At 74.0% G+C, this 23895-nt stretch carries 18 protein-coding genes; 3 read left to right on the forward strand and 15 right to left on the reverse strand.

Annotation, left to right across the window (positions count from 1 at the left end; all coding sequences use genetic code 11):
- From ACFYYT_RS36215 to ACFYYT_RS36280, 14 genes are all read right to left on the reverse strand, one after another.
- Positions 1-1019: homocysteine S-methyltransferase family protein (locus ACFYYT_RS36215; protein ID WP_351829000.1), on the reverse strand; the 1019-nt coding region annotated here is incomplete at its 3' end.
- Positions 1016-1999, reverse strand: a complete 984-nt coding sequence (locus tag ACFYYT_RS36220; protein ID WP_351829002.1) for a carbohydrate kinase family protein — start codon at positions 1997-1999, stop codon at positions 1016-1018. The genes ACFYYT_RS36220 and ACFYYT_RS36215, both read right to left, overlap by 4 nt.
- 1 nt (position 2000) lies before the next feature.
- Complete coding sequence (gene metK, locus ACFYYT_RS36225; RefSeq protein WP_351829003.1) at positions 2001-3224, reverse strand: methionine adenosyltransferase; 1224 nt, start codon at positions 3222-3224, stop codon at positions 2001-2003.
- Complete coding sequence (gene acpS, locus ACFYYT_RS36230) at positions 3221-3979, reverse strand: holo-ACP synthase (protein WP_351829005.1); 759 nt, start codon at positions 3977-3979, stop codon at positions 3221-3223. Before acpS ends, metK begins: the two co-directional genes overlap by 4 nt.
- A gap of 1 nt (position 3980) precedes the next feature.
- A complete protein-coding gene (locus tag ACFYYT_RS36235) occupies positions 3981-4871 on the reverse strand; it encodes a hypothetical protein (protein WP_351829007.1) in 891 nt (296 codons plus the stop codon).
- A 34-nt stretch (positions 4872-4905) separates the two neighbouring features.
- Entirely contained in the window at positions 4906-5799 is an 894-nt protein-coding gene (locus ACFYYT_RS36240; protein ID WP_351829010.1) for a diiron oxygenase, read from the reverse strand.
- Between the two features lie 59 nt (positions 5800-5858).
- Positions 5859-6905 carry a class I SAM-dependent methyltransferase gene (locus ACFYYT_RS36245; RefSeq protein ID WP_351829012.1) on the reverse strand — a complete coding sequence of 349 codons (1047 nt, stop codon included), beginning with the start codon at positions 6903-6905 and terminating at the stop codon, positions 5859-5861.
- Positions 6902-7741: an SAM-dependent methyltransferase gene (locus tag ACFYYT_RS36250; protein ID WP_351829014.1), complete on the reverse strand. Its 840-nt coding sequence runs from the start codon at positions 7739-7741 to the stop codon at positions 6902-6904. Before ACFYYT_RS36250 ends, ACFYYT_RS36245 begins: the two co-directional genes overlap by 4 nt.
- An 83-nt stretch (positions 7742-7824) precedes the next feature.
- Complete coding sequence (locus ACFYYT_RS36255; protein WP_351829016.1) at positions 7825-8340, reverse strand: MaoC family dehydratase; 516 nt, start codon at positions 8338-8340, stop codon at positions 7825-7827.
- Positions 8341-8404: 64 nt separating this feature from the next.
- Positions 8405-9613, reverse strand: a complete 1209-nt coding sequence (locus tag ACFYYT_RS36260) for an aminotransferase class I/II-fold pyridoxal phosphate-dependent enzyme (protein ID WP_351829019.1) — start codon at positions 9611-9613, stop codon at positions 8405-8407.
- 139 nt (positions 9614-9752) lie between these two features.
- Complete coding sequence (locus ACFYYT_RS36265) at positions 9753-11186, reverse strand: MFS transporter (RefSeq protein ID WP_351829022.1); 1434 nt, start codon at positions 11184-11186, stop codon at positions 9753-9755.
- Between the two features lie 144 nt (positions 11187-11330).
- Positions 11331-13379, reverse strand: a complete 2049-nt coding sequence (gene fusA / locus ACFYYT_RS36270) for an elongation factor G (protein WP_351829024.1) — start codon at positions 13377-13379, stop codon at positions 11331-11333.
- Positions 13380-13770: 391 nt separating this feature from the next.
- Entirely contained in the window at positions 13771-14526 is a 756-nt protein-coding gene (locus ACFYYT_RS36275) for a tyrosine-protein phosphatase (RefSeq protein WP_351829027.1), read from the reverse strand.
- 595 nt (positions 14527-15121) lie between these two features.
- Positions 15122-15460 (reverse strand): nuclear transport factor 2 family protein, encoded by a 339-nt coding sequence (locus tag ACFYYT_RS36280; protein WP_351829030.1) that lies wholly within the window; start codon positions 15458-15460, stop codon positions 15122-15124.
- A gap of 199 nt (positions 15461-15659) precedes the next feature.
- Between ACFYYT_RS36280 and ACFYYT_RS36285 the strand changes: the two genes are divergently transcribed.
- Positions 15660-19496, forward strand: coding sequence for a BTAD domain-containing putative transcriptional regulator (locus ACFYYT_RS36285; protein WP_351829033.1), 3837 nt, complete (start codon positions 15660-15662; stop codon positions 19494-19496).
- A gap of 34 nt (positions 19497-19530) precedes the next feature.
- Here the strand turns inward: ACFYYT_RS36285 and ACFYYT_RS36290 are convergent, their stop codons facing one another.
- Complete coding sequence (locus tag ACFYYT_RS36290) at positions 19531-19728, reverse strand: hypothetical protein (RefSeq protein WP_351829035.1); 198 nt, start codon at positions 19726-19728, stop codon at positions 19531-19533.
- A gap of 289 nt (positions 19729-20017) precedes the next feature.
- On the opposite strand from ACFYYT_RS36290, the gene ACFYYT_RS36295 reads away from it, so the two are divergent.
- Both ACFYYT_RS36295 and ACFYYT_RS36300 read left to right on the forward strand, forming a co-directional pair.
- Positions 20018-21373, forward strand: coding sequence for a helix-turn-helix domain-containing protein (locus tag ACFYYT_RS36295; protein ID WP_351829037.1), 1356 nt, complete (start codon positions 20018-20020; stop codon positions 21371-21373).
- A gap of 237 nt (positions 21374-21610) precedes the next feature.
- Positions 21611-23895 (forward strand): AMP-binding protein (locus ACFYYT_RS36300; protein ID WP_388610693.1); only part of this gene is annotated, 2285 nt, incomplete at its 3' end.

A 23895-nucleotide genomic window follows, 5' to 3' on the forward strand; every position in this document is an offset into this window, starting at 1 on the left:
ATCGCCATGTACGCCGTGTCCTGCCGGAACGGCACCGTCTGATACAACGACGCCGCCCCCGCCTCCGGCTGCGGAGCACGCGCGGTGACAGCAGCCCCCCGCACCCGCTCCACCACCTGCCGCAGATGCTCCGGCGTCGTGCCGCAGCAGCCCCCCACCAGCGACAGCCCGTACTCACGCACGAACGTCTCCTGCGCATCCGCCAGCTCCGACGCCGACAACGGATAATGCGCGCCCTGCTTCGTCAAAACCGGCAGACCCGCATTCGGCATGCACGACAGCGGGATACGCGCATTGCGCGCAAGATAGCGCAGATGCTCACTCATCTCCGCCGGACCCGTCGCACAGTTCAGCCCGATCATGTCGATGCCGAGGGGTTCCAGCGCGGTGAGCGCCGCACCGATCTCCGAACCCAGCAGCATCGTGCCGGTCGCTTCGACCGTGACCTGCACGATCAGGGGCAGGTCTCCCATCCCGCACCAGTCCAGCGCCCGCCGCGCGCCGATGACGGCGGCCTTGGTCTGGAGCAGGTCCTGGCTGGTTTCCACCAGCAGGGCGTCCGCGCCGCCCCGGATCAGGCCCTCGGCGTTCTGCTGGTAGGCCTCGCGCAGGGGCTCGTACCCCACGTGCCCCAGGGTGGGGAGCTTGGTGCCCGGGCCCATGGAGCCGAGGACCCAGCGGGGGCGCCCGTCCCGGGCGGTGAACGCGTCCGCGGACGCGCGGGCGATGCGGGCGCCGGCCTCGGAGAGCTCGTAGACCCGCTCCTCCACCCCGTACTCGGCGAGGGCGGCCAGGTTCGTGCCGAAGGTGTTGGTCTCGACGCAGTCCACGCCCACCGCGAAGTAGGCGTCGTGCACGGAGCGGACGATGTCGGGGCGGGTGGCGTTCAGGATCTCGTTGCAGCCCTCCAGCCCCAGGAAGTCCTCGTCCGTCGGGTCGGCGGCCTGGAGCATCGTGCCCATCGCCCCGTCCGCGACCACCACGCGGGTCGCGAGTTCCGCGCGCAGTGACCGCCTCATCGCATCTCCCTCAGGTGTGCGGACAGTTCCGTTTCGCTCGCCGGGCCGTACGCCGCCCGCAGCCGGGCCAGCAGGGAGTCCCGGGACAGCCGGTACTCCTGGGTACCCGTGTGGCCGAGTACGGTCGCCGCGACGGCGCAGCCCAGCTGGGCCGCGTACCGCTCGGGTATCCCCCAGGCCGTCCCGGCGAGGAATCCGGCCCGGAAGGCGTCGCCGACGCCGGTGGGGTCGACGACCTGCCCGACCTCCACGGCGGGCACGGTCAGGGGTGCCCGGTCCTCGGCGCTGATCCGTACGCCGCCCTCGCCGTGGGTGGTGACCCAGGAGCCGACCCGGTCCAGGACCTGCGCCTCGGTCAGGCCGGAGCGCTCGCACAGCAGGGCGGACTCGTACTCGTTGGTGAACAGGCGCCCGGCGCCCTCGATCAGTTCCCGCACCTCGGTCCTGGTCAGCCGGGCCAGTTGCTGTGAGGGGTCGGAGGCGAAGGCGAGGCCCAGCTCCCGGCAGGCGGCCGTGTGACGGAGCATGGCCGCGGGGTCGTCGGGCGAGATCAGCACCAGGTCGGGGCGCCCGCAGCGGGCGATGACCTCCCGCAGGTCGATCTCGCGGGCCTCGGCCATGGCGCCCGCGTAGAAGGTGGCGATCTGGTTCTGGTCGGCGTCGGTGGTGCAGACGAAGCGGGCCGTGTGGAGGGTTTCGCTCACGCGGACGGGCTCGGTGTCGACGCCGTGGTCCTTGAGCCACACCCGGTACGGCTCGAAGTCTGCGCCGACCGCGCCCACCAGCAGCGGGCGCAGGCCCAGCACGCCCAGGCCGAAGGCGATGTTCGCCGCCACGCCGCCGCGCCGCACGTCCAGTCCGTCGGCGAGGAACGAAAGGGAGACCCGGTCCAGCCGGTCCGCCAGCAGCTGCTCGGCGAACCGGCCGGGGAAGGTCAGCAGGTGATCGGTCGCGATGGATCCCGTGACAGCGATGCGCATCTCAGATCCCGGCGGCCTGGCGCAGGGCGTGGACGCGGTCGGTGCGCTCCCAGGTGAAGTCCGGCAGCTCGCGGCCGAAGTGGCCGTAGGCGGCGGTCTGGGCGTAGATGGGCCGCAGCAGGTCGAGATCGCGGATGATCGCGGCCGGGCGCAGGTCGAAGACGCTGGTCACGGCCTCCTGGATGCGCTCGTCGGGGAGGGTGCCGGTGCCGAAGGTCTCCACGAAGAGGCCGACGGGCTCGGCCTTGCCGATGGCGTACGCGACCTGGACCTCGCAGCGCGCGGCGAGACCGGCGGCCACCACGTTCTTGGCGACCCAGCGCATCGCGTACGCGGCGGAGCGGTCGACCTTGGACGGGTCCTTGCCGGAGAAGGCGCCGCCGCCGTGGCGGGCCATGCCCCCGTACGTATCGATGATGATCTTGCGTCCGGTGAGGCCGGCGTCGCCCATCGGGCCGCCGATCTCGAAGCGGCCCGTCGGGTTCACCAGCAGCCGGTACCCCTCGGTCACCAGCTTGATGCCGTCGGCCTCCAGCTCCGCGAGGACGTGTTCGACGACGAACTCGCGGATGTCGGGGGTGAGCAGCGAGTCCAGGTCGATGTCGGAGGCGTGCTGCGAGGAGACGACCACGGTGTCGAGGCGGACGGGCTGGTCCCCGTCGTACTCGATGGTGACCTGCGTCTTTCCGTCGGGGCGCAGGTAGGGGACGATGCCGTCCTTGCGGACCTGCGTCAGGCGGCGGGAGAGCCGGTGCGCCAGGTGGATCGGCAGCGGCATCAGGGCGGGGGTCTCGTCGCAGGCGTAGCCGAACATGAGGCCCTGGTCGCCGGCGCCCTGCCGGTCGAGCTCGTCCCCTTCCTCGCCGGCGGCGGCGCCCTCGACGCGCTGCTCGTAGGCGGTGTCGACGCCCTGGGCGATGTCCGGGGACTGGGCGCCGATGGACACCGACACGCCGCAGGAGGCGCCGTCGAAGCCCTTCTTCGAGGAGTCGTAGCCGATGTCGAGGATGGCGCGGCGGACGAGTTCGGCGATCGGCGCGTAGGCGGTCGTGGTGACCTCGCCCGCGATGTGGACCTGGCCGGTGGTGATGAGCGTCTCGACGGCCACGCGCGAGGCCGGGTCCTCGGTGAGGAGCGCGTCGAGGACGGTGTCGCTGATCCGGTCGGCGATCTTGTCGGGGTGGCCCTCGGTCACGGATTCCGAGGTGAACAGGCGCTTGCTCATGCCTGCACCGTCCGGGCGGCGAAGAAGTGCGTCTCGATGGCGTCGAGGGTGCGGATCTCGTCGACCTCGAGGGTCTCCATCTGGATCGCCCGGCCGCTGTGCTGTTCCAGCAGGAAGACGAACTCGACGAAGGACAGCGAGTCGATGAGCCGGGTCTCGATGAGGTCCAGGTCGGGGGCGATGTCCTCCAGCTCCTCGTGGCGGGCGAGGAGCCAGTTCTTCACGAGCTGCAGACCTTCGGACATGGTGTCTCTCCTTGGAGTGTGCTGGGTGGGTGGGGTACCGGCCGCCGCGGAGGGCGCGGCCGGCGGTGCGGAGGGTCCCGGCGGGCCGGCCTCCCCCAGGACCGGGGCGGCGACCGCGACCGCGTAGTCCACGTCGTGGCTGATGGTCACGGTGATGGTGGCGATCCCGGACTCGGCGGCCATCTCGGCCGCGGAGCCGCGCAGTTCGACGAGGGGCCAGCCGCCTTCGGAGCGCCGTACGACGATGTCCAGCCAGGGCAGGAACACGGCTCCGACGCGGAGGGTCTTGAACGCCGCCTCCTTGGCGGCGATCCGCCCGCACAGGCTCAGTACGTCGAGCTTGGCGGAGGTGTGGCAGTCGGCGAGTTCGCCGGGGGTGAGCATGCGCTGGAAGAAGTCCTCCCCGTAGAGGCCGAGGAGCCGGCGGACACGGGTGACGGACACGATGTCCATGCCGAGGTTCGCCCAGCCCATGCCGCCCGCCGGCGGGGCGACGGGTCGGGTCGGCACCTCAGACCGCCGGACCCGCCGCGTTGGCGGCGCGCACCGCGGCGGTCGCCGCCTCCCAGCTGCCGTGGCGGCGGGTGAGGGCCGACAGCCAGCGCTCCAGGCCGAAGGCGACGCAGCTGGTGAACGCCGGTCCGCCGCCGGAGGCGAGCGGGATGTCGCAGCGGTCGCCGAAGAAGTTGCGGTGGGTGTTGACCGAGGCGATGGCGAGGTCCTCGTACAGGAACTCGTGCTTGACCGGGGTCAGGCGCTGGAGCACCGCCTTGGAGCTGCCCTTGTCGAAGAAGGGGTCGCAGGCGGCTTCCCGGCGCAGCGGCAGGTCCAGGGCCTCGGCGAAGGCGTTGATCCGCGCGGTGAAGGCGGCGAGGTGCGCCTCGGCGTGCTCGCGGGTGCCGATCGCGACGATCTCCCGCATGCGGAAGCCGAGCTGGCGGCGCAGTCCCTCGTAGTGGGTTTCCTTGCGGAAGCACCATCCGACCACGGTGACGAGTTCGTCGTCGGCGGCCGGGCGGCCCTGGTGGTCGATGTAGACGGCGTAGCAGGACGCGGAGGGCAGGCCGAGGGCGGCCGGCTCCAGGGCGTCGCAGGGGAAGCAGCCGGTGTCGGTACAGAATTCGCTGGTCTCCCGGACGTCCAGGTTCAGCGGGGCGGCGACGACGGCCTGGTGGGGGAAGTTGTCGTAGTAGTCGAGCCGGGCCAGGTCGGCGGCGGGCAGCAGCGGGGGCATGGTCATCGGCCGGGCGCCCGCGCGCACGCCCCAGCTCTCGAAGGTGTCGTCGAGCAGCCTCAGCAGGGCGGTGCCCTCGGGGCCCAGGGACGGCAGGCCCGTGGTCGACGGGGTGGTGCTCTCGCGGGCGGCGCCCTGGGTGGCGCTCGCGGTGGTCGTGACGGTCATGGGGGGATCACCTCTCGGACGGCGGTCGGCCCTCTCAGACGACGGGCAGTACGTCGTCCGTGAAGATCCCGGTCTTCAGGAAGAAGCCGAGGGGTTTGCGGATGGTCTTGCGCTCGAAGGGGCGGCGGCGTTCGTCGGCGACCAGCGCGTTGCGCAGGGCGATCGGGTCGGCGATGCCGGCGTCGCGGTACACGTGCGGGTTGTACAGGGAGTTGATGCTGTAGACCACGTACCGCTTGAGGTAGGCCTCGACCTCGGCGACGCGGGCGGCGGGGACCGCCTCCCGCATGCGGGCGAAGAGCAGGGAGACCAGTTCGCGGCCGAAGGCGATGTGCCGGGACTCGTCCTGGTGGTGGATGCGGTTGACCTCGCGGATGGTGTGGCACAGCGAGGCGTCGCGCGCCATCCGGGTGTTGTAGTGGTCGACGAGCTCCTCGAAGAACAGGATGCGCGCGAAGACGAGGAAGTTCTCGACCTCCGGCTCCCAGGCGGAGTCGGCGCGCAGGGCGGTGGAGCCGTAGATCTTGTCGCCGTAGCGGCGGCAGAACTCGGCGAAGAACCACATGTGCTCGTTCTCCTCACCGATGAAGTGGTGGAAGAAGTCGGAGGGCACCTCGAAGCCGGGCATGTGGATGCGGCCGACGACCTCGATGAGGAGTTCGCGGATGCCGTGCACGTTGAGGCTGTAGAAGTTGATGCTCTCCCACTTGGAGAGGCGCTGGATGGTCTCCTCGCCGAGCTCCTCGTAGAAGGGGGTGCCGTAGACGGTGAGCAGCTCGGGGGTCATCCACATGCGGCCCTCGTCGAGCTTCTCGGGCCAGTCGAACTGCTGGTACGGGTTGTAGTACTCCTCGATGGATCGGGAGCTCAGCCGTTCCAGGACTTCCAGGAACCGGTCGCTGACCGGCAGGGGGGCGCTGACGCCCATGGTGTCTCCTCGGGGTGTGGTGGTGGGGGCGCCGGGCGGGGCGGCGACGCGGACCGGGCCTACGGCCGGACTTCGTACACGGCGTTGACGGGGGTCTCGGTGGCGCGGCGCCAGCGGGTGAAGCCGGCTTCCTCGGCGATGGCGCGGAAGGCCTGCTCGCCGGAGTGGTTCCCGAGGGCGTGGGGTCCGCGCTGGGCGACGGCCACGGGCAGGCACATCACGGCGGACAGGGCCATGAACATGCGGGCGGCGGGGGTCTGGGTGTCGATGTCGGCGGGCGAGACGTTCGACTCGACGAGCATCCAGGTGCCGTCGGCGTCCAGGGACTTGTGGACGTGCTGGGCGGCGGAGACCGGGTCGCCCATGTCGTGCAGGGCGTTGAAGAAGGTGACGAGGTCGTAGCCGGTGCCGGGGTAGTCGTCGGCGGCGGCGACGTCGAAGACGACGCGGTCGGAGAGGCCGGCCTCCTCGGCGAGCTGGCGGGCCAGCGAGATGGCCTCTTCGGAGTAGTCGAAGCCGTGGACGGTCGCCTCGGGGAAGGCCCGGGCGATGAGCAGGGTGGTGTGGCCGACGCCGCAGCCGACGTCGGCGACGCTGCCGCCCGCGGCGAGCTTGCCGGTGACCCCGGTGAGGGCGGGCAGCCAGTCGGGGACGAGGCGGTGCTCGTAGGTGGGCTGGAAGAAGCTGCCCATGCCGGTGTCGAGGGCCGGGTCGTGCTCGGCCCAGCCGACGCCGTCGCCGCTGCGGTAGGCGTCGACGAGGAGGTCCTCGGTGGCGTACAGCGCCTTGAGGGCGATGAAGAACCCGGCGGCGTAGGTGACGGCGTTCGGGTCGGCGAGGACGGGGGCGTGCTCGGCGGGCAGCGCGTAGGTGCCGGCGCCGGCGTCGCGCACGACGTACCCGGCGCTCAGCTGGGCGTGCAGCCATTCCTCGGCGTACCGCGCGTCGATCCCGGCGCGGGCGGCGAGCGCGGCGGGGGTGAGCGGGCCGGCTTCGGCGAGTGCCCGGTAGAGGCCGAGGCGTTCGCCGAGGGCGACGGTCAGGCCGCGTACGGCGGCGCCGGCGTCGCTGATGACGCGCTGGTGGAACTCGGGGGTGCCGGTCATGCCGCTCTCACCTCTGCGGTCGGGAGGTCACAGGTGAACAGGAAGGACCGCGGGACGCGCGGGACGGCGCGGGCCGGGACGGGGTAGGGCCAGCGGCCGAAGTCGGCGCCGGACTCGCCCGGCTGGCGGACCTCGCGCACCTCCCAGCCGCATTCGGCGAGGAGCTGCTCGGGCGTCTCCGTGCCGAACAGCCACGGGTTGCCGTCCTCCTCCAGGCAGTTCAGGAAGGCGCGGGAGAGCGGGTTCTGCAGTGCGGCCTTGCTGATGACGTCGCCGAGGAGGACGGAGCCGGGGGCGGACTGGCCGGCGAGGGTGGAGATGAGGTGGCGCACGGCCTGTTCGGGGAGGAAGAAGAGCAGCCCCTCGACGACCCACAGCACCGGCTCGTCGGGGTTCCAGCCGGCGGCGCGCAGCGGGCCGGTCCAGTCCTCGGTGAGGTCGACGGGGACGGTGACGCGGGTGCGTCCGGCGGGGGCGGGCTCGCCGGCCAGCATGTCCGCCTTGACCTCCAGGAGGGCGGGGCGGTCGAGCTCGTAGACGGTGACGCCGTCGGGCCACGGGAGCCGGAAGAAGCGGGTGTCCATGCCGGCGGCGAGGAAGACGACCTGGCGGATGCCGTGGTCCTCGACGGCGCGGACGATGGCCCGGTCGAGGTAGGTGGTGCGGATGGCGAGGAACGGTACGGTTCCGGCGCCGGCGTAGCGGTCGAGCAGGTCGAAGCCGATGGTGTCGGCGACGGTGCGCGCGTACGGATCGGCGAACAGCCGGTCCTCGCGGTCGGTCTCCAGGGCCCGCGCTGCGGCGGTCCACTGGGCGGTGCGGGATACGGCCTCCACGGGAGGTCTCCCTTCACTTCGGCGGACGGGACGGGTGTCACGGGGGGGCGGGGCCGCGGGCGCGGCGCTCCCCTGACGGAGGTTCAGGCCAGGGAGCTGACGCGCACGACGGGGTCCTGCGCGGCGCAGGCCGACGCGGGGTGGGCGGCGTCGGACGCGGCGGGCCGCCGCTGGAAGATGCTGTGCAGGATCATGCTGAAGACGACGTTCCCGTCGGGGTCCACCAGCGTGCACTTGGGCTGGACGACCCCGGTGGACGGGTTGAACGGCGAGGGGCGGGAGCCGAGGATCTCGACCCGCGCCGTGAGCACGTCCCCCGGGCGCACGGGCCGCAGGTAGCGGATCTCGTCGACGCCCGGCGAGCCGGTACAGGCGCTGTAGGCGAGCAGCCCGTCGACGTAGCGCCGCATGAACATCGAGGCGCTGTGCCAGCCGCTGGCGATGAGGCCGCCGAACGGCGATTGCGCCGCGAGCTCCGGGTCGGTGTGGAAGGGCTGCGGGTCGAAGCGCCTGCCGAACTCCAGCACCTCTTCCGCGGTGACGGTGACGGTGCCCAGCTCGTGGACGTCACCGGTCCGGAAGTCCTCGAAGTAGCGCATCACGCGCCCCCCTTGACGTAGAGGAGTTGTTTCTCTGGCGTGAACCAATCTACGAATCCGCCGGTTATTTTGTCAACCCAAAAGAAGACCGCAGTGCCTGTTCTATGTCCCGCCACAGGTCTTCGGGGTCCTCGATGCCGACCGACATCCGCACCAGGCCCGTGCCGATGCCCGCCCGCGCCAACGCCCCCTCGTCCAGCTCCCGGTGGGAGGTGCTGGCAGGGTGCGTGACCAGCGTCTCGACCCCGCCCAGGGAGAGCGCCAGGCGCGCCACCTCGACCCCTTCGACGAAGGCCCTGCCGGCCTCGCGGCCGCCCGCCAGCTCGAAGGAGAGGAGCCCGCCGCCGCCCGAGAGGAGCGTGCGGGCCCGGGAGGCGCGGGGGTGCGATCCCAGCCACGGCCAGTGCACGGCCGTCACCGCCGGGTGGCCGGAGAGCCGTTCGGCGAGCAGAGCGGCGTTGGCGCAGTGCGCGCGCATCCGCAGCGGCAGCGTGGCGATCCCGCGCAGCGTCAGCCAGGCGGCGAACGGGTCCGCGCTGGCGCCCAGTTCGACGGTGCGCGGCCACACCTCGCGGCGCAGGGCGTCGTCGGCGAAGACGGCCGCGCCGCCGATGACGTCGGAGTGACCGGCGAGGTACTTGGTGGTGGAGTGGAGGACGATGTCGGCGCCGAGCTCGACGGGGCGGCACAGGACGGGCGAGGCCAGCGAGTTGTCCACCGCGCCGAGCACCCCGTGCCGGCGGGCGGCGGCCAGCAGCCCGGGCAGGTCGGGGACCCGCGCGGTCGGGTTGGCGATGGTCTCCAGGAGCAGCAGCCTGGTGCGCGGCCCGGCGAGCGCCTCGAACTCGGCCGGGTCGTCGCCGCTGATGTACGCCACCTCGATGCCGTAGCGCTCCGTCAGGTCGCTCAGCGCCGCGTACGTCCCCCCGTACAGGCACCGCTGCGCGATCACCCGGTCGCCGGGGCGGAGCAGGGCGAGCAGGATCCCGCTGATGGCGCCCATGCCGGAGGCGAAGGCGATGGCCGAGGCCCCGCCCTCCAGGTCGGCGAGGGTCCGCTCCAGGGCGCGCACGGTCGGGTTGCCGCGGCGGCCGTAGACGTACGCGCCGTCAGGTCCGGCCATGGCGCGGGCGAGTTCGTCGGCGGAATCGAAGGCGAAGGCGGAGGACTGGACGAGCGGCACGGACAGCGGCCGGCTCGTGGGGGCGCCGGCGGCGTCGGTGGCGCCGGTCTCCTGGGCCACGTGGACGGCCCGGGTGCGGATGTCCCTCATCGGGGTTTCCCTTCGTCGGTACGGATACGGGTGCGGGTGCGGGTGGGCGTGAGCGCGGAAAAGGGCGTGGAAAAGGGGTCGCCCGACGTCCGGGAAGGACGTCGGGCGACCCCTGGGCGGGCGCGGGTTGCCCCGTCCCTCACACCCCCGCCTTCTCGGCGCTCGGCGCCGGGGCGTCGGAGGCGGCGGCGGGCCGGTCGCCCTTCATGGTGAGGAACGTGATCACCGCTCCGGCGGCCGCGACGGCGGCGGCACCGAGGAACGCGGCGCTGAACCCGTCGGTGAGGGCGGGCAGGTTGCCCAGCTCGCCGGCGCCCTGGGTGGTGGCGAGGGCGGTCAGCGCGGCCAAGCCGAGGGCGGAGCCCACGTTGTACGTGGTGTTGACGATGCCGGAGGCGAGACCGGCCTGCTCCTGCGGGGCCCCGGCCATGGCGGCCATCATCGCCGGGATGTAGGCGAGCGCCATGCCGAGCGCGGCGACGAGCGAGGCGGGCAGGACGTCGACCAGGAAGGTGCCGGTCGGCTCGACGGTGGACAGCCAGACCAGGCCCGCGGCGAGGACCAGCAGACCGCCCGCGATCAGCGGCTTGGCGCCGAACCGGCCCAGGAGGCGGGCGGTGATCGCCGTCATGAAGATCATCAGCAGTACGGTCATGGGCAGCAGGGCGGCGCCGGAGGCGAAGGCGCCGTAGTTCAGGACCTGCTGGAGGTAGAGGTTGAGGAAGTACCACATCGGGATCCAGGCGGCGCCCAGCAGGGTCATCGCGAGGTTGGCCGAGCCCAGCCGCGGGATCCGCCACACGCCGAGCGGCATGAGCGGCTCGCGGACGGTCTTCTGAACCACGAAGAAGAGGGCGAGCAGGACGACCGCGCCGATCAGTTCCAGCACGGTGGCGGTGGCGCCCCAGCCGACCTCGGGGGCCCGGACGACGGCGAAGACCGCGAGCGCGAGTCCGGCGGTGACGGCGACGGCGCCGAGGACGTCGACGGAGCCGCGGCGGGCCTGGACGGCGGGCAGCAGCTTGGTGGCGGCGAGGGTCGCGAGGCCGATCGGCACGTAGATGATGAAGACCCACGGCCAGCTCATCCACTCGGTGAACACCCCGCCGAGGAACACGCCGGCGGTACCGCCCGCGGGTGCGGCGGCGCCGTAGAGCGCCATCGCCTTGCCGAGCTCCTTCGGGTTGTGCCCGAAGAGCATCATCAGCAGGGTCATCGCGGACGGGGCGATGAGCGCACCGCCGACGCCCTGGACGGCGCGGCCGGCGATCTCGACGGCGGCGCTCTGCGCGGCGGCGGCGAGCACCGAGCCGACGATCATCGTCGCCCAGCCGGTGGCGAAGATCTTGCGCGCGCCGAACAGGTCGGAGAGCCTGCCGCCGAGCAGGAGTAACCCGCCGAAGACGATGACGTAGGCGTTGAAGACCCACTGCAACTCGCCCTGCGAGAAGCCGAGGTCCTTCTGCATCTCGGGGAGCGCGACTCCGATGATCGACGTGTCCATGATCACCATGAACTGTGCGGTGGCAAGCACGCCAAGTGCCCACCAGCGCCGGGGATTGACGGTTGACATTGCCCTGACCTCTCCTCTGCCCTATACCCCTGGGGGGTACCTTCGCGTAGCAACGTAGCATACCCATGGGGGGTATGTAAGGGAGAGTTCAAGGCCCTGTCCTCCGGCCCCCGCCACGTACGGGCGGGGGCCGGAGGGAGTCATTCAGCGCGGCGCCGGGGCGAGCCCCGCCGGGCGGGTGGTGAAGGTGCCCCGGCCCTGGGTGCGCCCGCGCAGGCGGGACGCGTAGCCGAAGAGTTCGGCCAGCGGCACCGTCGCCGTGATCACCGCGGTGCCCGCCTGCGCGGTCGAACCCGTCACCCGCCCCCGGCGGCCCGCGAGGTCGCCGAGCACCCCGCCGACCGCGTCCTCGGGGAGGGTCACCGTGACCTCCGCGACCGGTTCGAGGAGCTCCATCGTGCTCACGCGCAGCGCCTCGCGCAGCGCGAACCGGCCCGCCGCCCGGAACGCCATCTCCGAGGAGTCCTTGGAGTGGGTCGCCCCGTCCGTGAGGACCACCCGCAGCCCCGTCACCGGGTGCCCGCCGAGGGGGCCCTCGGCCAGGGCGTCCCGGCAGCCCGCCTCGACGGCGCGCGCGTACTCCGACGGGACCCGGCCGCCGCCGACCTCCGAGCGGAACGCGAAGCCCGCCTCCTCCCAGGGCTCGACGTCGATGACGACATGGGCGAACTGGCCCGCCCCGCCGTCCTGTTTGACGTGCCGGTACACGAAACCGCGCACCCCCCGCACCACGGTCTCCCGGTACGAGACCTGCGGACGGCCGACGGACACCTCCAGCCCGTGGTCCCGGCGGACCTTCTCCACCGCGACCTCCAGATGGAGTTCGCCCATCCCCGAGAGCACGGTCTGCCCGGTCTCCGCGTCGGTGCGCACGACCAGCGAGGGGTCCTCCTCGACCAGCCGGGCCAGCGCCGCCGCCAGCCGGCCGGTCTCGCTGCCGCGCCGCACCTCGACCGCCACCGACACCACCGGCTCCGCCACCGTGGGCGGCTCCAGCAGCAGCGGCGCTCCGGGCGCGCACAGGGTCGTGCCCGCTCCGGCGGCCTTCAGACCGATCACGGCGACGATGTCACCGGCGACCGCCTCCTCCCGCTCCTCGTGCCGGTCGGCCTGGACCCGCAGGATCCGGCCGACCCGCTCGGTGCGGCCCGTCGCCGGATCGCGCACCGGATCGCCCTTGCGCAGGGTGCCCGCGTAGACGCGCAGGTAGGTCAGGCGTCCCGTGGCGGTGGCCGTCACCTTGAAGGCCAGCGCCGCGAGCGGCTGCGCCGGGTCGGGGGCGCGTTCGAGCTCGGTGCCGTCCGGGGCCGTGCCGCGCACCGGCGGCATGTCGGACGGCGCCGGCAGGTAGTCCCGTACGGCGTCCAGCAGGGGCTCGATCCCGCGGTTGCGGTAGGCCGAGCCGCACAGCACCACCACGGCCTCCCGGGCGAGGGTCAGCTCGCGCAGCGCCCGGACCAGGGTCGGTTCGCTGAGCGCCGAGTCGGTGCAGAACTCCTCCAGGGCCTGCGGGTGCAGCTCGGCGACCGCCTCCTCCAGGATCCGGCGGCGGCGGGCGGCCTCCGCGCGCAGCGGCTCGGGGACCGGTTCCACCGCGTACGTGTCCGCCCCCGCGCGCCACAGCAGGGCGCGCATGCGCAGCAGGTCGACGACGCCGGTGAAGCCGTCCTCACGCCCGACGGGCAGCTGGACCACCAGCGGGACCGCGCCGAGCCGGTCCCGGATCGAGGCGACGGCCGTATCGAGGTCGGCGCCCGCCCGGTCCAGCTTGTTGACGAACGCGATCCTCGGCACGCCGTGCCGGTCGGCCTGCCGCCACACGGACTCGCTCTGCGGCTCGACCCCCGCGACGGCGTCGAACACGGCGACGGCCCCGTCGAGCACGCGCAGGGAGCGCTCCACCTCGTCGGCGAAGTCGACGTGGCCCGGGGTGTCGATCAAGTTGACGCGGTGGCCGCTCCAGGTGCAGCTGACGGCCGCGGCGAAGATGGTGATGCCGCGGTCGCGTTCCTGCGGGTCGAAGTCGGTGACGGTGGTGCCGGCGTGGACCTCGCCGCGCTTGTGGACGGCTCCGGTCGCGAAGAGGATCCGCTCGGTGAGGGTGGTCTTGCCCGCGTCGACGTGGGCGAGGATGCCCAGGTTGCGGATGGTCGCGAGGGGGCTGGGGGTGTGGAAGGTACTGACGGTGCGCATGGCCCGGGGCCTTTCGGTGCCGCGTGGCGAAGTGGAGCGGGTCGGCGCGATTGCGGACGCGGGGGCCCGGCCCGGCGCGGCGCGGCGCGCTCCTGCTTCAGGAGTGCGGGGCGGGGCGGGGGCAGGGGTGACCCGGGGTGCGTCAGGGGCGGACGGTGACGGCCGCGCAGCCGTTACCGCGCGCTGCGGGACACCAGGATCACGTCGTACCGGGACGGGGGAACGGCGGCGGCGGTGGCAGTGCGGTGCGTGCGCATGGCGGTTCCCCTTCTCTTCGCTCGGCAACGGGTACGCGGCGCCTGTCGGCGGCGCGTGGGGCGAGTCTACGAGCGCGGCCGCGGGCGGGGCACGGGGTTTTCCCGGCCGCCGCCCGCGCCGTGGTGGGGTGACCTTACGTCAGGAGGCGTGCGCGCAGCCGGGCGACGACGTCCGGGGTGATGCCGACGGCGTCGGTGAGGTAGCCGCCCGGGGAGCCGTAGCGGCTGGTGAGGTCGGCGAGGACCAGGGACATGACGACGGCCGGGGCCCGCCCGTACGAGGGCCAGAGCAGGGTGCGTGCCGGGTTCGCGGCGCGCCAGTCGGCGACGAGGCGCTCGGTGGCCAGCTCGGTGAGGGCGAAGTCGGCCAGGATCTCCTCTTCGGGGACCTCCAGCAGGGTGAGCACCAGGGCGGCGACGAGCCCGGTGCGGTCCTTGCCGGAGGTGCAGTGGAAGACGGCGGGGCCGGGGCCGTCGGCGATGAGCTCGATGGCCCGGCGGATCTCCTCCACCCCGTCCTCGGCGACCTCCGCGAAGCGGTCGGCGAGGTAGCGCCAGGGGTCGAGGGCGGGGTCGATGGCGGCCTGGTCGTAGGGCCGGTGCTCGATGCTGAGGTTGGCGTAGGTGAACCGCTCGGGCTGCGGTATCCGGCCCTTGGCCTCGATCTCCCAGGGGTAGCGCAGGTCGATGACGGTACGGATGCCGAGTTCGAGGAATCGGTCCCAGTCGGCGCCCCGCAACTTGCCGAGGGAGTCGGCCCGGTAGAGCCGGCCGTGGGCCAGGGTGCGGCCGTCGCGGGAGCGGTAGCCGCCGAGGTCGCGGAAGTTGTGCAGGCGCTCGAAGGGGATGTGGCGGCGCGCCGGTGGGGTGTCGGCGTCGGTGTGCGGCAACGGTGGCTCCGGTGGCTGGTCGGACGGTCGTGCGGCCAGGATCCCCCAGCGGCCGGGATCCCCCAGCGGCCGGCCCGCCGGGGCGTTGAAGCCGGCTCCACGGGTCCCGCTGGGCGGCCGTGGAGCGGGCTTCAACGCCGGGGCGACGCCCGTCACGGCGGCCCGGGGGGGGCGGTGCCGCCGTCGGGGGCGGGCCGTACGGGGCGACGTGGTGCGGGGGTTCCGGGGCCCGCTCTCCGGGCAGGGCGAAGGGGGCGCCGTCGGGGCGCCCGGACTTGCGGCCCGTCTCCCCGCCGGCCTCGGCGGGTACGCGCGGCGGGCCGGCCGCACCAGCCCCCGCTCGGGGGGCGCCTTCGGCGGGGCGGGGGGTTGCACACCCCGGGGACGGCGCGTTCGTCCCCGGAGCGGGAGCCGAGGTCCGCGCCGGGGAACCGAGGGCGCGGACCGCTCGCGGACCGGCGGGAACAGCGCGTCGTGCGCTCCCGCCGTCCGCCCGTATCGTGCGCGCGCTCACGTCGCACCGCGAAGCCCTCCCCCACCCGGCACGATAGCCCCGCGCGGCGAACCGGGCGCGGAGAACGCCCAGTTCGGTTCTCTAGGCCGCCGGCGGGGCCGGGTAGTAGCGGCGGCAGTCGCGCAGCATGCCCTCGGGCGAGAGCGTGAACACGTCCACGAACTCGTGCTGCTGCGGGGCCAGTCGGCCCATCGCGATCACGCAGTCCCCCTCGGCGACGATCCGGGTGATGTGGTGCCGGGCTCCGGTGGCCGCCGGACACTCCAGGTCGGCTCCGAGGGCGGTGCCCGCGTGCAGCAGGGAGCCGTAGCCGTCGAGGTCGCCCGTGTCGAGGTAGTGGTAGGCGAGGCGCACGTGGTCCACCCCGGAGTCGGTGACGACCCGGCTGGGCGTCAGCCGCCCGGCGTGCCGACTGGTCATGGGAGGTCCTTTCGTACCGCCGCACCCCCTCCGGATGCCGCCCTCCCCACGGTCCGCCCGGACCGCAACTCCGGGCTATCCCCCGCCTATCGCGCTTCACCACCACGCAATCTCCACACCATGGACAACCGGAGAGGTGTTCGGAGAGACTGAGCCCGCGCTCCACCCGATCTCTGGTGTGCCTCCAGCTGGGAGAATCATGACCGTTTCGCCCGGCGGGGCTCCGCACACCCCTGACATGGTGGTGTTCCGCATCCTCGGACCCTTACAGGTGAGCGGTCCGCGCGGCCCTGTGCGGATTCCCCCGGGGCGGCAGGAGGTCATCCTCGCCGCGCTGCTGCTGGAGGCGAACCGGGTCGTCAGCACGGATTACCTCGTCGACCTGATCTGGGACGACGAACCGCCGGACACGGCGCGGACGCAGGTGCAGATCTGCGTGTCGCGGCTGCGGAAGGTCTTCACGACGGCGGCCATCGCCGCCGCCATCACCACCCGGCCGCCGGGGTACGCCCTCAAGACGGAGGGCGACCTCGTCGACGCCGCCGTCTTCGCCCGCCGGGTCGCGGAGGCGCGGACCCTGCGCAAGCGCGGGGAGACGGCCGAGGCGGTGGAACTGCTCCGCCTCGCTGGCGAGTTGTGGCAGGGCGACTGCCTGAGCGGGGTGTCCAGCGAGACGCTGCGCAGCAAGGCGCTCCAGCTGGACGAGGAGCGGCTGACGGCCGCCGAGACCCGTATCGAGCTCGAACTCGATCTGGGGCGCCACCACCAGCTGGTGGGCGAGATCCAGCTGCTGGTACGGGTCCACCCGCTGCGGGAGCGGCTGCGCGGGCAGCTGATGCTGGCGCTGTACCGGTCGGGCCGCCAGGCGGAGGCACTGGAGAGCTACCGGGTCGGGCGCGAGCTGCTGGTGGAGGAACTCGGCCTGGAGCCGGGGGGCGAGCTGCGCGGGCTGGAGCGGGCCATCCTCTCGGGCGCGGTCCCGCCGCTCCCGCCCACCGCGAGACCGGTCCCGTTCGGGGCGCCCCGTCCCCCGGACCGGGACGGATCCCCCGGCGGGACGGCCTGGCCTGCGGGCGGCGCGGCGGCCGGGGGCAGCGGCTGGGCGGCGGCGGCGGCCGGCGCCGACGTCCCCGGCTACGTCGGAGCCCTGCCCACCCCCTTCGGCGGCGGCTACCCCGACCCGGGCCCCGGCTGGGCCGCGGACCAGGCGCCGGGACGGCCCGGCGCCGGACCCACCCTCGCGGCCCACCCCGCCGGATCCGAGGGCACCCCGTACCCGGCCCCGTCCGGCTCTCACCCCGGCGGCGCCCCCGAGCAGCCCTCCGGCGCGTACCCCGCCGGTGCGCGCGGCGCGGCTCCGGGGCCCCCGGCCGCCCAGCCCGACGGCTACCCCGGCACCACCGTCCCCGGGAGCACCCTCGGCCCGCCCGCCGGAGCCGTGGCGACCGGGCCCGGAGGTCACTCGGACGCGCCCGGCTCGACCCCGAGACCCACCGGCACGCTCGTGGCACCCGCCGGGCACACCGTCGCGCTCGCCCGTGGCGGCTACCCGGCCGGTACGGGTGAGGCACAACGCGCGATCCGCCCCGACGCGGCTCCGTGGCCCGGGACCCCCACCCAGCCCGGCGCCCTCACCGCCCCCACCCGCCGGGGCCACCCGGGCGAAGCCGCCGGAACGGCACCGGCAGGGCCCGGGGTACCCCCGGACGCTCCCGGCGCGGCCCCGGGTACCCCGGCCGCCGCACCCCTCGCGCACCCCGACGCCCCCGCCCGCCGGAGCCACCCTGACGGAGCCGCCGGGGCGCAGCGCGCGGCCCACCCCGGCGCGCCCACGCCCACGGGGCCCGGAGGGCATCCCGGCAGCGGTGCCGGGGACGGCGGGGCGGGGTACCGGGAGGAGACTCCGCGCCAACTGCCCGCCGACACTTCCGACTTCGTCGGGGACGAGGCGGGAATCGTCCGGGTCGAGCGCGCCCTCCTCGGCGACGGCGGCGGCCGGGCCGTCGGGGTGGCCGTGATCGTCGGCAAGCCCGGCACCGGCAAGTCCACGCTGGCCACCCACATCGCGCACCGGCTCAGCGAAACCGCCTTCCCCGACGGCCAGTTGTACTGCGACCTGCGCGGCACCGGCACCCCGGCCACCTCCGGCGAGGTGCTCGGCCGGTTCCTGCGCGCCCTCGGCATCCCGGGCCCGGTGATCCCCGAATCGCAGGACGAGCGCGCCGAGATGTACCGCACGCTCCTCGCCGCCCGCCGGGTCCTGGTGGTGCTGGACGACGCCGCGTCGGAGAGCCAGGTCCGGCCCCTGCTGCCCGGCAGCAACACCTGCGCGGTGCTGGTCACCAGCCGGGTACGGCTCACCGGCCTGCCGGGGGCGCACCGCGTCGAGCTGGACGTGATGAGCAACGGGCACGCCGTCGAGCTGCTGGTCCGGGTGATCGGCCAGGACCGGGTGGCCCGCGAGCCGGCGGCCGTCGAGGCGCTGATCCGGACCGTGGGCGGGCTGCCGCTCGCGCTGCGGATCGTCGCCGCGCGGCTCGCGGCCCGCCCGCACTGGACGCTGGCGTCGATGGTGCACCGGCTCGCGAACGAACGGCACCGCCTCGACGAGCTGACGCACGGCGAGATGACGATGCGGGCCAGCCTCTCCCTCACCCACGACGGGCTGGCCTCGGAGGACCGCCGGCTGCTGCGCCTGCTGAGCCTGGCCCAGGGGCAGACCCTGCCGGGCTGGCTCGCGGGGGCGCTGCTCGACGATCCGCGGCCGTTCGCCTCGGACCTGCTGGAGCCGCTGGTCGACGTACAGATGCTGGACGTCGTCGGTGTGGAGTCCACGGGCGGCTTCCGCTACCGCTTCCACGAGATCATCCGGGTGTTCGCGCGCGAGCAGCTGGCCGCGCACCACGAGCCGGCCGACCAGCAGACCGCGACGGCGCGGATGCTGGGCGGCTGGATGTCCCTCGCGGAGCAGGCCCACCGGCGCATCTACGGCGGGGACTTCACCGTGCTGCACGGCTCCGCGCCGCGCTGGGAGCCCCCGGCGAGCTGTGTGGACGAACTGCTGGTGGATCCGCTGGAGTGGCTCGACAGCGAGCACGCGAACCTGGTCCAGGCGGTGGAGCACGCCGCCCGGGAGGACATGGACGAGCTGTGCTGGGACCTGGCCACCACGCTGGCGACCCTGTTCGAGGGCCGCGGGTACCTGGACGACTGGGAGCGTACGCACCGTCTCGCCCTGGAGTCGGTGCGGGCGGCGGGCAACACCCGCGGCACGGCGGCGCTGTTGAGCTCCCTCGGGGTGCTCCACCTGGGACGGAGCCAGAGCGAGGAGTCCCGCTCGGCGCTGACGACGGCGCTCGGGCTGTTCCAGGAGCTGGACGACCGGCAGGGGCTGGCGCTGTGCCACCGCGACCTGGCGCTCCTGGAGCGGATGCGGGGCAACGAGGACCACGCCCTGTCCCTCTACGACCGGGCGCTGCGGGACTTCGACCGGGCGGGCGACGTGGTGGGCCGGGCGATCGTGCTGACGCAGAGCGCGCACATCTGGATGCGGCGGGGGCAGAGTTCGGCGGCGCAGAGCCGGCTCGACGAGGCGCTCGGCATCTACCGTTCGGTGGGGTACACGGGCGGGCAGGCCCGGACCCTGCGCCGGGCGGGGCAGTTGCTCCAGGGGCAGGGGGAGCACGAGCGGGCGGTGCGCACCTACACCGAGGTGCTGGAGCTGTGCCGGGACAGCGGTGACGTGATAGGCGAGGGGCACCTGCTGCGGGACCTGGGGCACGCGCACGCCGAGATGGGGCGGTGCGAGGCGGCCCGCGGCTTCTACGCGCAGGCCCTGTCGGTGCGGGAGCAGATCATGGACCAGGGCGGTGCCGCCCTGGTGCGGCTGGACCTGGCGCGGCTGCTGGCCGCGAACGGCGGCGCCGGGGAGCGTTCGCGGTCCCGGGAGTTGCTGGAGAGTGCGGTACGGGCGTTCCGCGACCGGGGCATGGAGCGGGAACTGGCCGAAGCCGTGCAGCTGCTGGGCGCTCCCTGACGGGACGGGCGGGCCCGGGCCCCTGCGGGGCGGGTCAGTCCCACGGGTTGGTCTTCGTGGTGGAGCTCGGCGCGGGGGTGGCCTGCGGGGCGGCCGGGGTACCGGCGGTGGTGCCGGCCGTGGTGCCGGCGGTGACGGGGCCGTCGGCCTGGGCGGCCTGGGTGCCGAGCACCGCGGCTGCGGCGATGGCGACGGTGACGAGGGCGGCGCGGAGGGCGGGGGCGAGGTTCATTTCGGATCCTTCCGTCGGTGCGCTCCGGGGGTTCCGGGGCGCTTCCTTCTTTCTGGACCTCAACTTAGGAACGGCCGGAATCCCCGCACCGGCCCCGCCCCTATCCCGGCGCTATCACGTCCCGCTCGCGCGGACCTATATTCCCGCCGGTGGTGATAGCGGCGGGTGCGGCCGGGGGCCGATCGGCCGGAGATGCCTGCGGGATAGCGCGCTGCCGACGATGGGGAGCAGGAACCGGGTCGTCACCCCTGACCTCGCCGTTCCCCCCATCGTCACCGGGAGCGCCTCTATGAACGCCCATGTGAACACGGACACGACCTCCCGGGTGGGAGCCTTGATACGGGCCCACAGGCTGCGCATCGGGCTCACCCAGAGGGAGTTGGCCGACCTCTCGACGATCAGCGTGCGGGCCATCCGCGATCTGGAGCACGGCAAGGCGAGACGCCCCCGCCCCGACACGGTGCGGCTGATGGCGGACGCGCTGCGGCTGGGCCCGCGGGCCCGGGCCGCCCTGGAGGCCGCCGCCCAGCAGGGCCGGGCGGGCGGCCAGGGCTGGGCGCTGCCCCCGGCGCCCCCGACCGCGCTGCACGCGATGCCGGGCCGGGACGCGGAGACGGCGGTGCTGGAGCGGGAACTGGGCGCGGGCGGCGAGCGGCTGGTGAACCTGGTGGGGCTCGGCGGGGTGGGCAAGACGCGGGTGGCGCTGGAGGTCGCCGAGCGGCTGCACCGGGCCGGCGTGCCGGTGCTGTGGCACGCCTTCCCGGACGCCACGGCGGACTACCTCGCCTGCGGTGAGGCGGAGTTGACGGAACGGGTGACCGGGGCGGTGGCCTGGCTGTACGGGGGCGCCGCGGCGGCGGCGGCGGACGCGGCGGACGCGGGAACGCCGGGGACGCTGCCGGGGCTGTCCGAAGTCATCGGCGAGCAGCGGGTGTTGCTCGTCCTCGACGGCGCCCCGGCGGCCACCCCCCGGTTCGACCGGCTGACCGCCCTGCTGCGTGCCTGCCCGGGGCTGCGGCTGCTGGTCACCTCGGAGCAGCCGTGGGAGACGCCCGGGGAACGGATCTTCCTGCTGCCCCCGCTGGAGGTGCCCGCGCGGGGCGCCGCCCCCGAGGCGGTCGCGGCCGCTCCGGCCGTACGGGTCTTCCTCGCTCATGTCCGGCGCGTACGGCCGGAGTTCACGGCCGGCCCCGCCGAGCTGGAGCGGGCGGCAGCGCTCTGCCGGCGTCTGGACGGGCACCCGGGGGCGCTCGCGGCGGCCGCGTCCTGGCTGGTGGTCTGCGATCTGGCGACGCTGTGCCACAGCCTCGACGCCGACCCCGTCGCCCTCCTCGACCACCTCGGCGGGGGCGCGGGCGCCGACGGCTTCCGGGCCGCCCTGCACCGGCGTACGGACCGGCTGTCGCCCGGGGCCCGGGAACTGATGGACGCGCTGTGCGCGACGGAACCGGAGGGCGATGAGGCGGAGTTCGGGCTGACGGAGGTGGCGGCGCTGACGGGGCGCGGCCTGCCGGAGTCCGGCCGGATGCTGCGCGAACTGCTGATCGGCGGAATGGTCCGGGCCGCGCACGAGAGCGGCGGCGCCCGCTTCCGGGTCCTGGGCCTGGTCCGCGCCGCCGCCCCCCGCGCCCCCCAACGCGCCTGACACCCCGGGCCCGGCCCCGCCCCCCTCGATCCGGCGGTCGGCGCCGAGGCCCTCGGCAGGCCCCGAAGGGGGAGGGGCAACGCTCCCGGGAGGGAACTGCTGCCGGAGTGCCGGAGCAACTGCCGCCGCGGGCCATGGCCCGCGGGTTGTATGACGTACGGCCGGACGGCGCGCCCCCGGCGCATCCGGATCCCGGATTCCCGATCCACCCCACCACCCCTTCCGAGGAGCCTCCGCATGTCTCCCACCGCGTCCGAACGCAGCAGCGCGCACGGGCCGGCCGCTGTGCGGCTGCCCCTCTCGGCGGCGCAGCGCGACATCTGGACGGCCCACGGGCTCGACGCCACCGGCTGCCGCTACAACATCGGGGAGTACCGGGAGCTCACCGGCCCCCTCGACCCCGGCCTGCTGGCCCGGGCCTGGTACCGGCTGGCCCGCGAGGCCGACATCCTGCGGGTCCGGGGCACCGGCTCCGACGAGGACGGCAGCCCCTGGCAGCTGCTGCACCCCGAGCCCGAGGGGCGGTCGCTGCGCGTCGTCGACCTGGACGGCGAGCCCGATCCGGCGGAGGCGGGCCGGGCCTGGATGGCGGCGGAGCTGGCCCGGCCGTTCGACCTGGAGACGGACTGGCTCACCCGGCACGTACTGGTCCGGGCGGGTCGGACGGACGGCGGGGAGCAGCGCTGGTTCTACTTCCACGCCTTCCACCACCTGGTGGTCGACGGGCTGGGCATCGCCCTGCTCGACCAGCGGCTCGTCGAGCTGTACGAGCGGGCGGTGGCGGGCGAGCCCTGGGGGCCGAGCCCGTTCGGGAGCCTGGCGGAGCTGCTGGCCGAGGACGACGCCTACCGCGCCTCGCCGGAGGGGGCCGCGGACCGCGCCCACTGGGCCGGGCACCTCGCCGGACTGCCGCCGACGCCGCGCCTCGGCGAGGGCCGGACCGGCCGGACGGCGCCGGGTGCGCTGCCCTTCGTACGCCGGACCGTGGTCCTGTCGCCGGAGCGGGCGCAGCGGCTGCGGGAGGTGGCACGGGAGCGCCGGGCGCCGTGGTCGATGCTGGTGATCGCGCTGGTCGCGGCGTACGCGCACCGGGTCAGCGGGAGCGGGGAACTGGTGCTGGGCCTGCCGGTGACGGGGCGGCGCACCGAACTGGCCCGTCGCACCCCGGGCATGATGTCGAACGTGGTGCCGCTGCGGGTGGCGGTGCCGGCGGCCACGACCGCGGCCGGGCTGCTGGCCTCGGTGGTCACCGAGACGCGCCGGGCCCTGAAGCACCAGCGCACCCGTTACGAGGACATGTGCCGCGACCTGGGTCTGGGCGAGGCGGAGCGGCGGATCACCGCCCCGCTGATCAACATCATGGCGTTCACGCCGGGCATGCGCTTCTGCGGACTGCCGACCTCGCAGCACAACCTGAGCAACGGGCCGGTGGAGGACCTGGCGGTCGGCGTGTACGACCTGGGGCCCGAGGACGGTCTGCGGATCGACTTCGACGCGGCGCCCGAGGTGTGCGACGTCGACGCGGTCGCCGGGCACCAGGACCGCTTCCTGCGGTTCGTGGACGCCGTCCTGTCGTCGCCCGGCGAACTGCCGCTCACCGAGGTCGAGTTGCTCGGTGAGGTGGAGCGGCGGCAGGTGCTGGAGGAGTGGACGGGGATCCGGGTCGACACCGGCCAGGACACCCTCGTCGACCGCTTCGAAGAACAGGCCCGGCTACGCCCCGCCGCCCGCGCCCTCGTCTACGGCGGCCAGGAACTCGCCTACGCCGAACTCGACACCCGCGCCAACCGCCTCGCCCACCACCTCACCACCACCACCGGCCTCGGCCGCGGCGACCTCGCCGGCATCCTCCTCGACCGCGGCACCGACTTCGCCATAGCCGTCCTCGCCGTCCTCAAAACCGGCGCCGGCTACGCCCTCCTGGACCCCGAGTTCCCCGACGAACGCCTCACCCGCACCGCCCAGGACGCCTCCCTCACCACCCTCATCACCGACACCCACCACCACACCCGCCTCACACCAGACCGCTGGACCACGGTCCGCGTCGACACGGAAGCCGAGGCCAAGACCATCGCGGGGCGCCCCGCCACGCCCCTCGCCATAGCCCTCACCCAGGACGACGTCGCCTGCGTGATGTTCACCTCCGGCTCCACCGGACGCCCCAAGGGCATCCTCTCCTCCCACCGCAACCTCGTCTCCACCCTCACCGCCCAGACCTACGCCACCTTCGGACCCGGCGAAACCTTCCTCCAATGCTCCCCCGTCTCCTGGGACGCCTTCAGCCTCGAATTCTGGGGCGCACTCCTCCACGGCGGCACCACCGTCCTCCAGCCCGGACAACGCCCCGAACCGGCCCTCATCGCCGCCCTCGCCCAGCAGCACGCGGTGAGCATGCTCCAGCTCTCCTCCAGCCTGTTCAACTACCTGACCGACGAGCACCCCGAGACCTTCACCACCACCCGCATCGTCTACACCGGCGGCGAACCCGCCTCACCCACCCACGTCCACCGACTCCACCAACA

Source organism: Streptomyces sp. NPDC002032 (assembly GCF_042890765.1).
Classification (GTDB): Bacteria; Actinomycetota; Actinomycetes; order Streptomycetales; family Streptomycetaceae; genus Streptomyces.

Bases quoted from the DNA above. Each gene is read 5' to 3' on its own strand.
- ACFYYT_RS36220 (WP_351829002.1), bottom strand. From the start codon at position 1,999: ATGCGCATCGCTGTCACGGGATCCATCGCGACCGATCACCTGCTGACC.
- metK (WP_351829003.1), bottom strand. From the start codon at position 3,224: ATGAGCAAGCGCCTGTTCACCTCGGAATCCGTGACCGAGGGCCACCCC.
- ACFYYT_RS36235 (WP_351829007.1), bottom strand. From the start codon at position 4,871: ATGACCGTCACGACCACCGCGAGCGCCACCCAGGGCGCCGCCCGCGAG.
- ACFYYT_RS36240 (WP_351829010.1), bottom strand. From the start codon at position 5,799: ATGGGCGTCAGCGCCCCCCTGCCGGTCAGCGACCGGTTCCTGGAAGTC.
- ACFYYT_RS36245 (WP_351829012.1), bottom strand. From the start codon at position 6,905: ATGACCGGCACCCCCGAGTTCCACCAGCGCGTCATCAGCGACGCCGGC.
- ACFYYT_RS36255 (WP_351829016.1), bottom strand. From the start codon at position 8,340: ATGCGCTACTTCGAGGACTTCCGGACCGGTGACGTCCACGAGCTGGGC.
- ACFYYT_RS36260 (WP_351829019.1), bottom strand. From the start codon at position 9,613: ATGAGGGACATCCGCACCCGGGCCGTCCACGTGGCCCAGGAGACCGGC.
- ACFYYT_RS36265 (WP_351829022.1), bottom strand. From the start codon at position 11,186: ATGTCAACCGTCAATCCCCGGCGCTGGTGGGCACTTGGCGTGCTTGCC.
- fusA (WP_351829024.1), bottom strand. From the start codon at position 13,379: ATGCGCACCGTCAGTACCTTCCACACCCCCAGCCCCCTCGCGACCATC.
- ACFYYT_RS36280 (WP_351829030.1), bottom strand. From the start codon at position 15,460: ATGACCAGTCGGCACGCCGGGCGGCTGACGCCCAGCCGGGTCGTCACC.
- ACFYYT_RS36285 (WP_351829033.1), top strand. From the start codon at position 15,660: ATGACCGTTTCGCCCGGCGGGGCTCCGCACACCCCTGACATGGTGGTG.
- ACFYYT_RS36290 (WP_351829035.1), bottom strand. From the start codon at position 19,728: ATGAACCTCGCCCCCGCCCTCCGCGCCGCCCTCGTCACCGTCGCCATC.
- ACFYYT_RS36295 (WP_351829037.1), top strand. From the start codon at position 20,018: ATGAACGCCCATGTGAACACGGACACGACCTCCCGGGTGGGAGCCTTG.